Here is a 12,857-nt window from a genome sequence, read left to right as displayed (position 1 = left end):
GATGAGCGGATTGAACAATAACGCTACCTCCGAACGGAAGAGACTGGCTTCACACCCACCACACCTGTTCAGGAGTTACCGCAATGTTCAATAACTGGTCCGACTTGCTGCCTACCGTGAAGAAAGCCTTTGGCGCGCTGGGCAAGAGCAACCCGAAGATGGTCAAAGCCTACATGGCGCTGGGCGAAGCCGCCGAAGAAAACAACGTGCTCGACGCCAAGACCCGTGAACTGATCTCCATCGCCGTGGCCATCACCACCCGCTGCGATGGCTGCATCGGCGTGCATGCCGACGCGGCGATCAAGGCTGGAGCCACCCGCGAAGAAGTCGCGGCAACCCTGGCCACCGCCATCTCGCTGAATGCGGGCGCGGCGTACATCTACTCGTTGCGCGCACTGGAAGCCTACGACACCCTCAAACCGGCGCCGCAAAGTTAAGCCGGAACTGTTGCGGCGTCACGCCCAGCCGGCGGTTGAACACACTGCGCATGTGCTGGGCGTCGCGAAAGCCGCATTGATAGGCGACGGTCTTGAGCGGTGCGGGGCTGCTTTCAAGCATGACCCGCGCCGCGTCGACCCGCGCCCGTTCGACAAACTCCGCTGGCGTGATCCGCGCCTCTCGGGCAAACACCCGAGAGAAATTACGCGCGCTCATATTGGCCGCCTTGGCCAGGTCAGCAATGGTCAAATCCCCCGTCAGGTTCGCCAACACGTACAGCTGCACCAGCGCCACCGCCGAGGTGGTTTCGGCATGGGGTGTCAGGAACGGGCTGAACTGCGACTGCCCGCCCGAGCGCTGGGTGAACACCACCAGGCGCTTGGCCACACTCAACGCGACTTCCGGGCCGTGATCCTGGGCCAACAAATACAGCGACAGATCGATGCCCGCCGTGACCCCGGCCGAGGTGTAGAGATTGCCGTCCTGCACGTAGAGGCGGTCGGCGTCGACCTGAGCCGTGGGGCACAGGCGCGCCAGGTCCGCTGCGTCATTCCAGTGGGTGGTGACGGTTTTGCCGTCCAACAGCCCCGCGCGTGCCAGCATGAAGGCGCCGTTGCAGATCGAGCCGAAACGTTGCGCGCGGGCGGTGGCGCCGCGCAGCCAGTCGTCGAACTCGGCGCCGAAGTCTTCGAAGGGCAACTGCGGGCCGCCGGCGACCAACAGCAGGTCGTAGGCTCGCAGGGCTTCGCTGTAGTGATGGTGGGCCTGCAATGACAGGCCGTTGGAAGCGGCCATGCTGCCGTGGCCGAAGCCGATCACGTCCAATTGGTAATGGTCTTGCGGCGGTAGAAAACGGTTGGCTTCGCAGAACACGTCCATGGGGCCGGTCACGTCCAGTGATTGGACGCCGGGGAAGATCAGGATGGCGACGGTTTTGCCCATGAATGGTTAGCCTTGGTTAACTGAATGAACACAAACCCATGTGGGAGCGGGCTTGCTCGCGAATGCGGTGGATCAGTCGACACCTGTATTAACCGACATACCGCATTCGCGAGCAAGCCCGCTCCCACACTTGATCCTCTCTGGCTTCAAGAGGTTACTCCGGCTGGCACGATGTGACGGCACATTGGCCGGGATCGCATCCTCGCCGCCATAGCCCCTTCGCGGGCACGCGACCAGACTGGTCTCATCGGCGCCACCCCCGGCGCTTTGTTGAGGAGAACGACCATGAGCACCACCATCGCCGGCATCCAGATCCCGGACAGCGCCCTGGCCAAGGCCACCACCGAATACATCCGCGACGTCGAATCCGACCTGCTCTACCACCATTCCCGCCGGGTATTCCTGTTCGGCGCGTTGAGCGGCGAACGCAAACAACTCGCCTACAACCCGGAGCTGCTCTACGTCGGCGCGATGTTCCATGACCTGGGCCTGGTCGAAGGCCATCGCAGTGACAACGAACGCTTTGAAGTCGACGGCGCCAACGCGGCGGCGGCCTTCCTCAAGCCTTACGGGCTGAGCGATGACGATATCGAACAGGTGTGGCTGTCCATCGCCCTGCACACCACACCGGGCGTGCCGCAGCATCTGCGTCCGACCGTGGCGCTGGTGACGGCCGGTGTAGAAATGGACGTGCTGGGCATGGACTACGCCGCATTTTCCACCGTGCAGCGCGAAGCCGTGGTGCATGCGCATCCACGTGGTGAAGGGTTCAAAGAGTGCATCATCTGCGCGTTTGCCGACGGCTTGCGCCATCGTCCGCAGACCACGTTTGGCAACGTGAAGACGGATGTGCTGGTGGATCAGGAGCCGGGGTTCAAGCCGATGAATTTTGTGGACGTCATCCGCAAATCACCGTGGACTGCATAGTTGACCTGAAATGCAATCCAATGTGGGAGCGGGCTTGCTGTGGCGAGGGAGCTTGTCGAATCGTCGAACCGTCCCGTTCGACTGCGCAGCAGTCGTCGGCTTTTAGGGGCGCTTCGCACCCCAGCGGGAGCAAGCTCCCTCGCCACAAAAGCCAGCTCCCACATTTTTTACCGCGTTGCGCCCGTTAGACCGGTGCAGCCGCCCGACGCTTGTCCGGCTGCTGCCAACCATCCGCCGCCGCTTCTTCGATGGCTTGCTGGATAGCTTTCTTGCGGTGCTCTTCAGCTCGACGGCTGAAGAACCACACCAGGAAGGTCACCAGCGACACCGCCAACAGGATCAGGCTGGCCACGGCGTTGATCTCGGGTTTCACCCCAAGGCGCACCGCCGAGAACACTTCCATCGGCAAGGTGGTGGAACCCGGCCCCGACACGAAGCTGGCCAATACCAGGTCATCCAGCGACAGCGCGAACGACATCATGCCGCCCGCCGCCAACGACGGCGCGATCATCGGGATGGTGATCAGGAAGAACACCTTCCACGGCCGCGCGCCCAAATCCATTGCCGCTTCTTCAATCGACAGGTCCAGCTCACGCAAACGCGCCGACACCACCACCGCCACATACGCCGCACAGAACGTGGTGTGGGCGATCCAGATGGTGACGATGCCACGCTCCTGGGGCCAGCCGATCATCTGCGCCATGGCCACAAACAGCAGCAACAGCGACAGACCGGTGATCACTTCCGGCATCACCAACGGCGCAGTCACCAGGCCGCCGAACAGCGTGCGGCCCTTGAACTGGCTGATGCGCGTCAGCACGAACGCCGCCAACGTACCCAGCGCCACCGCAGCCACCGCCGTGTAGCAGGCGATTTCCAGGGAGCGTGCCACCGAGCCCATCAACTGGGTGTTGTCCAGCAGGCCCACGTACCACTTGATCGACCAACCGCCCCACACTGTCACCAGTTTGGATTCGTTGAACGAGTAGATCACCAGGATCAGCATCGGCAGGTAGATGAACAACAACCCCGCCACCAGCATAAAGCTGGAGAATCTGAAGCGCTTCATATCTTGCCCTCCATCTCTTTGGCTTGGCTGCGGTTGAACAGGATGATCGGCACGATCAGGATCGCCAGCATCACCACCGCCAAGGCAGAGGCCACCGGCCAGTCACGGTTATTGAAGAATTCTTGCCACAACACTTTACCGATCATCAGGGTTTCCGGGCCACCCAGCAGTTCCGGGATCACGAACTCGCCCACCACGGGGATGAACACCAGCATGCAACCGGCGATGATGCCGTTCTTGGACAGCGGCACGGTGATCTTCCAGAAGCTGTTGAAGGTGCTCGAACCCAGGTCGGAAGCGGCCTCCAGCAGGCTCTGGTCGTGTTTCACCAGGTTGGCGTACAGCGGCAGGATCATGAACGGCAGGTACGAATAGACCACGCCGATATACACCGCAATATTGGTGTTGAGGATCTGCAGCGGTTCGTTGATCAACCCGATGGACATCAGGAAGCCGTTGAGCAAGCCGTTGTTGCTGAGAATGCCCATCCACGCATACACGCGGATCAGGATCGCGGTCCAGGTCGGCATCATGATCAGCAGCACCAGCACGGTCTGCATCTCTTTGCGCGCGCTGGCGATGGCGTAGGCCATCGGATAGCCGATCAGCAGGCACAGCAGCGTGCTGAAGAACGCCATTTTCAGCGAGCCCAGGTACGCGGCGATGTACAACTCGTCGTCACCGAGCATCGCGTAGTTGCCCAGGTTGAGCACCAACTGCAGCTTCTGCTCAACGAAGGTGTAGATCTCGGTGTACGGCGGGATCGCGACGTCGGCTTCGGCAAAACTGATCTTCAGGACGATGAAGAACGGCAGCATGAAGAACAGGAACAGCCACAGGAAGGGAATGCCAATGACCGCATGACGGCCACTGGGCGTTATTCGTTGCAGGCGGCGCTTGAGCTTCTTCATGTTCATGAGCGAAGTACCACGCCGCTGTCGTCTTCCCACCACACGTAGACCTGGTCACCCCAGGTTGGCCGCTGGCCACGGCGCTCGGCGTTGGCGACGAAGGACTGCACCAGCTTGCCGCTCGGCAGCTCCACGTAGAACACCGAGTGGCCGCCCAGGTAGGCGATGTCGTGCACCTTGCCGCTGGACCAGTTGTGTTCGCAGGTCGGCATTTCGGTGGTGACCAGCAGTTTTTCCGGGCGGATCGCGTAGGTCACCGACTTGTCTTCCACCGACGTGGCGATGCCGTAGCCCACGTAGATGTCGCGGTCGAGGTCAGCGCACTTGAGCACCGCGTGGCCTTCGGCGTCATCCACCACTTGGGTGTCGAAGATGTTGACGTTGCCGATGAACTCGCACACCAGACGGCTGGTAGGCGTTTCGTAGATGTCGATCGGGCTGCCGATCTGCGCGATCCAGCCCAGGTGCATGATCGCGATGCGCTCGGCCATGGTCATGGCCTCTTCCTGGTCGTGGGTCACCATCACGCAGGTCACGCCGACGCGCTCGATGATTTCCACCAGTTCCAGCTGCATCTGCGAACGCAGTTTCTTGTCGAGGGCGCCCATGGGCTCATCGAGCAGCAGCAGTTTCGGGCGCTTGGCCAGGGAGCGCGCCAGGGCCACACGCTGACGCTGGCCACCAGACAACTGGTGCGGCTTGCGCTTGGCGTACTGGCTCATCTGCACCAGCTTGAGCATCTCGGCCACGCGGGCGTCGACCTCAGCCTTGGGGATCTTGTCCTGTTGCAGGCCAAAGGCAATGTTCTGCGCCACGGTCATGTGCGGGAACAAGGCGTAGGACTGGAACATCATGTTGATCGGCCGCTCGTAGGGCGGCATGTCAGTGATGTCTTCGCCGTCGAGGTAGATGCGCCCCTCGGTCGGACGCTCGAAACCTGCGAGCATGCGCAGCAAGGTGGACTTGCCCGAACCCGAACCGCCGAGCAGGGCGAAGATCTCGCCTTTCTTGATTTCCAGGGACACATCGTCCACGGCAATCGTCTCGTCGAACTTCTTCGTGACCCGGTCGATTTTGACCAGCACCTTCTTCGGTGTCTGGTCCCCTTCGAGGGCTTTCTTATAGGCGCCGGAGGCAACTGCCATTTACGAAACTCCCAACAAAATTGCTGTTCGCCCGATGCAGGCGAACCCAGGATAGTTTGAGCGTTAAAGCTTTATTTGCCCGTCTTGACCTTGGTCCAGCTACGGGTCATCAAACGTTGCACTTTCGGGGGTAGCTCGAAGTTGACAAAGGTCCTGTCGAGTACCGCCTGCGGTGGGTAAACCGCTTCGTCCGTGCGTATCGATTGCTCCATCAATTTGTCCGCCCCTGGGTTAGGGTTGGCATAACCGACGTAATCACTGACCTGGGCGATCACCTCAGGTTGCAGCAAATAGTTGATGAAGGCATGGGCCTCTTTGACGTTGGTGGCATCCTTGGGGATGGCCAGCACGTCGAACCACAGGTTGCCGCCTTCTTTGGGAATCGTGTAGGCGATGTTCACACCTTTGCCAGCCTCGGCCGCACGGGCCTTGGCCTGGAACACATCGCCGGAGAAACCCGCCGCCACGCAGATGTTGCCGTTGGCCAGGTCAGAAATGTATTTGGAGGAATGGAAGTAGGTCACGTACGGCCGCACTTTCAGCAGCTTCTCTTCGGCCTTCTTGTAGTCATCCGGGTTCGTGCTGTTGGGGTTCAGGCCCATGTAATTGAGCACCGCCGGCAGCATTTCGTCCGCCGAGTCCATGAACGACACGCCGCAGGTCGCCAGCTTCTTCATGTTCTCCGGCTCGAACAGCACCGCCCAGGAATCGATATGGTCGACGCCCAGCACTTCCTTCACCTTATCGACGTTGTAGCCGATGCCATTGGTGCCCCACAGGTACGGCACGGCGTACTGGTTGCCGGGGTCATTCTTTTCCAGGCGCTTGAGCAGCGCCGGGTCGAGGTTGGCGTAATTCGTCAGCAATGACTTGTCGAGCTTCTGGAACGCCCCGGCCTTGATCTGCTTGCCCAGGAAGTGGTTGGACGGCACCACCACGTCGTAGCCGGTACGCCCGGCCAGCAGCTTGCCTTCCAGGGTTTCGTTGGAGTCAAACACGTCATACACGGGCTTGATGCCGCTGGCCTTTTCGAAGTTGGCCAGGGTGTCGGTGCCGATGTAATCCGACCAGTTATAAATATGCACCGTCGGTGCGGCCTGCACGCTCAACGTCAGCGTGATACCTGCACCCACCAGCATGGCTTTGCGAAATAAAGAAATTGGCAAGTGGAGGTCCTCTTAAATAGTTGGGCCCAAAGTTGTTGCCCGGCAACAAAACCGGCGCGCAACTTACCCTCGATAAACCGATCCGGCAAAACTTTCTGTCATTTAATTGTTTCGATAACCACCGCGCCAGGCGCGGTGGTTAACAAAGACCGGTTATTTCCCGGACTTGATCTTGGTCCAGCTGCGTGTCATTTCACGCTGAGTAGCAGCCGGCAGGTCAGCAATGGCGTAGAGCTTGGCCTGTACGTCCGCTGGCGGGTAGATGCCCGGGTCGCTGGTGATTTCTTTGTCGACCAGTGCGGTGGCTTTCTCGTTACCGTTCGGGAAATGCACGCTGTTGGTGATTTCAGCCATGACTTGCGGCTTGAGCAGGTAGTTCATGAACTTGTACGCGGCGTCGACGTTCTCGGCATCTTTAGGGATGGCGACCATGTCGAAGAAGCTGCCAGCACCTTCTTTCGGAATGTCGTAGGCCACCTTGACCTTGCCACCGGCTTCAGCCGCGCGGGACTTGGCCTGTTCGATGTCACCCGAGTAACCCACGGCCACGCAGATGTTGCCGTTGGCCAGGTCGGAGATGTACTTGGACGAGTGGAAGTAGCCGATCGAAGGACGGATTTTCAGGAACAGGTCTTCAGCCTGCTTCAGGTCGGCCTTCTTCTGGGTGTCGGTCGGTAGGCCCAGGTAATGCAGCGCCACCGGCAGCATTTCGGTTGGCGAATCGAGGAAGCTCACGCCGCAGCTTTTCAGCTTGGCGATGTTCTCTGGCTTGAGCAGCACGTCCCACGAATCGATCTTGTCCACGCCCAGCGCAGCCTTGACCTTCTCCGGGTTGTAGCCGATGCCGATCGAGCCCCACATGTACGGGAAGGCGTGCTTGTTGTCCGGGTCGCTGACCGACACGGCTTTGAGCAGGGATTTGTTCAGGTTGTCGTAGTTGGACAGCTTGGACTTGTCCAGCTCCTGGTAGACACCGGCCTTGATCTGCTTGGCGAGGAAGTTGTTCGACGGTACGACGATGTCGTAACCGGACTTGCCTGCCAGCAACTTGGCTTCCAGGGTTTCGTTGCTGTCGAAAACGTCGTACACCACTTTGATGCCGGACTCTTTTTCAAAGTTGGCGATGGTGTCCGGTGCAATGTAGTCGGACCAGTTGTAGACGTGCAGCACTTTATCGTCAGCCTGGGCCGCGCCCGCCATTGCGCCCATCAGGGACAAGGCGAGGAGGGTCTTGCCAGTGTTCTTCAAACCTAATGCCTTCATTTGGTGATGCTCCAATTTTTTCTTTTTTGGGCCACAAGCTTCATATGTTTCGAGGCCCAGCCAAAGGGCAACAAAACAGGGCGACAGTCTGGCAAGTTCGAGGGCCGGCTTTCAACCAATGCCCCCATTTTTATAACCACTCAGACGCAGCGCCCGAAGCCGCTGCGTTCTGAGCCTAGCACTTAGCCCTGCAATGCCGCCAAAGTCAGGTCCAGGCACTGGCGAGCCTTGGTCACCAGCTCGTCGATTTCTGCCTTGCTGATCACCAGCGGTGGCGAAATGATCATGGTATCGCCCACGGCGCGCATGATCAGGCCATTTTCGAAGCAGAACGTACGGCAGATCATGCCGACGCCCTTGCCTTCGTAACGCTTGCGGGTGGCTTTGTCCTGCACCAGTTCAATGGCACCGAGCATACCCACGCCACGCACTTCGCCCACCAGCGGATGATCCGCCAATTCCCTCAGACGTTTCTGCAAATACGGTGCCGTTTCGTCGTGGACACGGTTAACGATTTTTTCATCGCGCATGATGCGGATGTTTTCCAGCGCCACCGCAGCGGCGACCGGGTGACCGGAGTAAGTGAAACCGTGGTTGAAATCACCGCCTTCATTAAGGACGTCCACCACTTCATCGCGCACGATCAGGCCGCCCATGGGGATGTAGCCCGAGGTCAGGCCCTTGGCGATGGTCATCATGTGCGGCTTGAGGTTGTAGAAGTCGCTACCGAACCACTCACCGGTACGGCCGAAACCGCAGATCACTTCGTCGGCGATGAACAGGATGTCGTACTTGGCGAGGATTTCCTTGATGCGCGGCCAGTAGGTGGCCGGCGGTACGATCACGCCACCGGCGCCCTGGATCGGCTCGGCAATAAAGGCACCGACGTTGTCCACGCCCAGTTCCAGGATCTTTTCTTCCAACTGGTTGGCGGCCCACACGCCGAACTCTTCGGGGCTCATGTCGCCGCCTTCGCCAAACCAGTACGGCTGGGCGATGTGGGTGATGCCTGGGATCGGCAAGTCGCCCTGTTCATGCATATACGTCATGCCGCCCAAGCTGGCGCCGGCTACTGTGGAGCCGTGGTAGCCATTCTTGCGGCTGATGATGGTCTTCTTGTTCGGCTGGCCCTTGATCGCCCAGTAGTGGCGAACCATGCGCAACATGGTGTCGTTGCCTTCGGAGCCGGAACCGGTGAAGAACACGTGGTTCATACCGGCGGGTGCGATGTCGGAAATGGCCTTGGCCAGTTCCAGCACCGGCGGGTGAGCGGTCTGGAAGAACAGGTTGTAGTACGGCAGTTCTTTCATCTGCTTGGCGGCGGCGTCAGCCAGTTCGTCGCGACCGTAACCGATCGCCACGCACCACAGGCCGGCCATGCCGTCGAGGATCTTGTTGCCTTCGCTGTCCCACAGGTAAACGCCGTGGGCTTTGGTGATGATGCGCGGGCCTTTCTCTTTCAATTGCTTGAAGTCGCTGAACGGCGCCAGGTGGTGCTCACTGCTCAAGGCTTGCCATTCACGGGTTTGCGGGTTGTTGCTGGACATACCAATCTCCTAGACTTTTCAGTGAAGGGCGCGCGGGTTGCCCCGTGCGCCCGGCGCATCAGACGGCGAAGAGCAGGAATTCCCGCTCCCACGAACTGATCACGCGCTTGAAGTTTTCATGCTCGGCCCGCTTGACCGCGACGTAGCCTGTGATGAATTTCTGACCCAGGTATTTCTCGATGGTCTTGCTGTTTTCCATGCGTTCCAGGGCGTCTTCGATGGTCAACGGCAGGCGCAGGTTGCGTCGCTCGTAACCACGACCCACCACTGGCGCGCTCGGGTTATGGCCTTCGACCATGCCGATGTAGCCGCACAACAAGCTGGCGGCAATCGCCAGGTATGGGTTGGCGTCGGCGCCCGGCAGGCGGTTTTCCACACGACGGTTCTGCGGGCCGGCATCCGGTACACGCAACCCGACGGTGCGGTTTTCTTCGCCCCATTCCACGTTGACCGGCGCCGAGGTGTCGGGCAGGAAGCGGCGGAACGAGTTCACGTTGGGGGCAAACAGCGGCAGCAATTCAGGGATGAATTTCTGCAGGCCACCAATGTGGTTGAGGAACAGCTGGCTCATGGTCCCGTCTTCATTGGAAAAGACGTTCTTGCCGGTGGCGATGTCGATGATGCTCTGGTGCAGGTGCATCGCGCTGCCGGGCTCGCCGGTCATAGGCTTGGCCATGAAGGTGGCGGCTACGTTGTGCTTGAGCGCGGCTTCACGCATGGTGCGCTTGAACACCAGGATCTGGTCGGCCAGGGACAGCGCATCGCCGTGACGGAAGTTGATTTCCATCTGCGCGGTGCCGTCTTCGTGGATCAGGGTGTCGAGGTCCAGCTCCTGCAGTTCGCACCAGTCATAAACGTCTTCGAACAAAGGGTCGAATTCATTGGCGGCTTCTATAGAGAAGGACTGGCGACCAGTCTCCGGGCGACCGGAACGGCCAATCGGCGGTTGCAGCGGGAAGTCCGGGTCTTCGCAGCGTTTGGTCAGGTAGAACTCCATCTCCGGCGCCACGATGGGCTGCCAGCCGCGGTCGGCGTAGAGCTTGAGGACTTTCTTGAGCACGTTGCGCGGCGACAACTCGATCGGATTGCCTTGCTTGTCGTAGGTGTCGTGGATCACCTGGGCGGTAGGCTCGATGGCCCAGGGCACCAGGTACACCGCGTTCTGGTCGGGGCGGCAGATCATGTCGATGTCGGCCGGGTCGAGCAATTCGTAGTAGATGTCGTCTTCGACATAGTCGCCGGTCACGGTCTGCAACAGAACGCTCTCGGGCAGGCGCATGCCTTTCTCGGCGATGAACTTGTTGGTCGGCGAGATCTTGCCCCGGGTGATGCCGGTGAGGTCGCCAATCATGCATTCGACTTCTGTGATCTTGTGGTCTTTCAACCAATCGGTGAGCTGGTCGAGGTTGTTACTCATAAATGCCTCTGGGCTGGGTTTCCTGGCGTCCATTAAAGGCCAGGCGTTGGTTGACGCAGCATCCGCGTCGTTTTTTCATTCAGGGTAGGAGCTTACCTGCCATTTGCTGCAGCGTTGCATTCCTCACGCCAAAGTTGTGCGCAATCTTGAGCAGCAGGCGAGGCGCAGGCCGTTCGGTGGCAAATGAGGAGGCAAAAAAGAGGTCGGCCCGGGCGTCAAGAATAATGGCCGGTGCGCAGGCATTCACGCGGGAGGAATGGACGGATGACACAGCCTGGCTGAAGCAGGCCAAGACGCCGTTGGGCGGCAGGTGAAACATGAAGCACCCCGGTATTATTGCTGTTATGGGTTTGAATCGAGCTTAGCCTTGTTCATTTTTTTACACAACACCCCCGTAAAAAATACAACACGGGCCGCTCAAGCCTGCTAGTCCCAAGTCCCTCAAACCCGAAAAACCGCCCCAAAAAGCCCCAAAAAAGCCATCGCAGCGCTTTTTTAGGGCAAAAAAGGCCTCGCTTGACTTCGGCATGCCGTTCGGGTTGACTGAAACCAGAAAAGATCAATGATTGATATTTTTAACAACAAAGGTGTTGCATCATGTCGGTACCCCCGCGTGCCGTTCAGCTTAACGAAGCGAACGCGTTCCTTAAGGATCATCCTGAGGTTCTGTACGTAGACCTTCTAATTGCGGATATGAATGGTGTGGTGCGCGGCAAGCGCATCGAACGCACCAGCCTCCACAAGGTTTACGAGAAGGGCATTAACCTGCCTGCCTCTTTATTTGCCCTGGATATCAACGGCTCTACGGTGGAAAGCACCGGCCTGGGCCTGGACATCGGTGATGCTGACCGAATCTGTTATCCGATCCCCGACACCCTGTGCAATGAGCCGTGGCAAAAGCGCCCTACCGCGCAACTGCTGATGACCATGCACGAACTTGAAGGTGAACCTTTCTTCGCCGATCCGCGCGAAGTGCTCCGCCAAGTTGTAAGCAAATTTGACGACCTCGGTCTGACCATCTGCGCCGCCTTCGAGCTTGAGTTCTACCTGATCGACCAGGAGAACGTGAACGGCCGCCCGCAACCCCCCCGCTCGCCGATCTCCGGCAAACGCCCGCACTCGACACAGGTCTACCTGATCGACGACCTCGACGAATACGTCGACTGCCTCCAGGACATCCTGGAAGGTGCCAAGGAGCAAGGCATCCCGGCCGACGCCATCGTCAAGGAAAGTGCCCCGGCGCAGTTCGAAGTGAACCTGCACCACGTCGCCGACCCGATCAAGGCTTGCGACTACGCGGTACTGCTCAAGCGCCTGATCAAGAACATCGCCTACGACCATGAGATGGACACCACCTTCATGGCCAAGCCTTACCCAGGCCAGGCAGGCAACGGTTTGCACGTACACATCTCCATTCTGGACAAGGACGGCAAGAACATCTTTGCCAGCGAGGATCCCGAGCAGAACGCCGCATTGCGTCACGCGATCGGCGGTGTGCTCGAGACCCTGCCCGCCCAAATGGCGTTCCTGTGCCCCAACGTCAACTCCTACCGTCGTTTCGGCGCACAGTTCTACGTGCCGAACTCGCCGTGCTGGGGCCTGGATAACCGCACCGTGGCGATCCGCGTACCGACCGGCTCGTCCGATGCCGTACGTATCGAACACCGCGTGGCCGGCGCCGACGCCAACCCTTACCTGCTGATGGCTTCGGTCCTGGCAGGCGTGCACCACGGCCTGACCAACAAGATCGAGCCTGGCGCACCCGTGGAAGGCAACAGCTACGAGCAGAACGAACAGAGCCTGCCGAACAACCTGCGCGATGCCCTGCGTGAGTTGGATGACAGCGAGGTGATGGCCAAGTACATCGATCCTAAATACATCGATATCTTCGTCGCCTGTAAGGAAAGTGAGCTGGAGGAGTTCGAACACTCCATCTCCGACCTTGAGTACAACTGGTACCTGCATACCGTCTAAACGGCGGCTGCATTAAATGTGGTGAGCGGGCTTGTTGTGGTGAGCGGGCTTGCCCCGC

Annotated in this window: 12 protein-coding genes; 3 read left to right on the top strand and 9 right to left on the bottom strand. The window is 59.5% G+C overall.

Annotated features, from left to right (window positions below):
* Window positions 1–83: 83 nt before the first annotated feature.
* A complete protein-coding gene (locus HX812_RS18450; protein ID WP_016973032.1) occupies window positions 84–437 on the top strand; it encodes a carboxymuconolactone decarboxylase family protein in 354 nt (117 codons plus the stop codon).
* Here the strand turns inward: HX812_RS18450 and HX812_RS18445 are convergent.
* Complete coding sequence (locus HX812_RS18445; RefSeq protein WP_038850702.1) at window positions 415–1,380, bottom strand: GlxA family transcriptional regulator; 966 nt, start codon at window positions 1,378–1,380, stop codon at window positions 415–417. The genes HX812_RS18450 and HX812_RS18445 overlap by 23 nt on opposite strands.
* Before the next feature lie 285 nt (window positions 1,381–1,665).
* Here HX812_RS18445 and HX812_RS18440 point away from each other — a divergent pair, with 285 nt between their 5' ends.
* Complete coding sequence (locus HX812_RS18440; protein WP_038850703.1) at window positions 1,666–2,307, top strand: HD domain-containing protein; 642 nt, start codon at window positions 1,666–1,668, stop codon at window positions 2,305–2,307.
* 184 nt (window positions 2,308–2,491) lie between these two features.
* Here the strand turns inward: HX812_RS18440 and HX812_RS18435 are convergent, their stop codons facing one another.
* From HX812_RS18435 to HX812_RS18400, 8 genes are all read right to left on the bottom strand, one after another.
* Window positions 2,492–3,376: an ABC transporter permease subunit gene (locus HX812_RS18435; RefSeq protein WP_016979003.1), complete on the bottom strand. Its 885-nt coding sequence runs from the start codon at window positions 3,374–3,376 to the stop codon at window positions 2,492–2,494.
* On the bottom strand, window positions 3,373–4,293 hold the full coding sequence (locus HX812_RS18430; protein WP_016979002.1) for an ABC transporter permease subunit: 921 nt from the start codon (window positions 4,291–4,293) through the stop codon (window positions 3,373–3,375). Before HX812_RS18430 ends, HX812_RS18435 begins: the two co-directional genes overlap by 4 nt.
* Window positions 4,290–5,432 (bottom strand): ABC transporter ATP-binding protein, encoded by a 1,143-nt coding sequence (locus HX812_RS18425; RefSeq protein WP_033897564.1) that lies wholly within the window; start codon window positions 5,430–5,432, stop codon window positions 4,290–4,292. The genes HX812_RS18430 and HX812_RS18425 overlap by 4 nt, the downstream gene beginning before the upstream one ends.
* A gap of 71 nt (window positions 5,433–5,503) precedes the next feature.
* The gene (locus HX812_RS18420) at window positions 5,504–6,598 is read right to left on the bottom strand and encodes a polyamine ABC transporter substrate-binding protein (RefSeq protein ID WP_010207338.1); all 1,095 of its coding nucleotides are present in this window, start codon (window positions 6,596–6,598) and stop codon (window positions 5,504–5,506) included.
* Window positions 6,599–6,751: 153 nt separating this feature from the next.
* Window positions 6,752–7,846: a polyamine ABC transporter substrate-binding protein gene (locus HX812_RS18415; protein WP_038850721.1), complete on the bottom strand. Its 1,095-nt coding sequence runs from the start codon at window positions 7,844–7,846 to the stop codon at window positions 6,752–6,754.
* A 197-nt stretch (window positions 7,847–8,043) separates the two neighbouring features.
* On the bottom strand, window positions 8,044–9,408 hold the full coding sequence (locus HX812_RS18410; RefSeq protein WP_038850705.1) for an aspartate aminotransferase family protein: 1,365 nt from the start codon (window positions 9,406–9,408) through the stop codon (window positions 8,044–8,046).
* A gap of 58 nt (window positions 9,409–9,466) precedes the next feature.
* A complete protein-coding gene (locus HX812_RS18405; protein ID WP_028618371.1) occupies window positions 9,467–10,825 on the bottom strand; it encodes a glutamine synthetase family protein in 1,359 nt (452 codons plus the stop codon).
* A gap of 79 nt (window positions 10,826–10,904) precedes the next feature.
* Entirely contained in the window at window positions 10,905–11,144 is a 240-nt protein-coding gene (locus HX812_RS18400; RefSeq protein WP_038850706.1) for a hypothetical protein, read from the bottom strand.
* 278 nt (window positions 11,145–11,422) lie between these two features.
* Here HX812_RS18400 and HX812_RS18395 point away from each other — a divergent pair, with 278 nt between their 5' ends.
* Window positions 11,423–12,799, top strand: coding sequence for a glutamine synthetase family protein (locus HX812_RS18395; RefSeq protein ID WP_003213894.1), 1,377 nt, complete (start codon window positions 11,423–11,425; stop codon window positions 12,797–12,799).
* Window positions 12,800–12,857 lie beyond the last annotated feature (58 nt).

This window comes from Pseudomonas sp. IPO3749, assembly GCF_013386605.1.
Classification (GTDB): domain Bacteria; phylum Pseudomonadota; class Gammaproteobacteria; order Pseudomonadales; family Pseudomonadaceae; genus Aquipseudomonas; species Aquipseudomonas azotoformans_A.
This window is presented reverse-complemented; position numbering and strand designations above follow the sequence as displayed.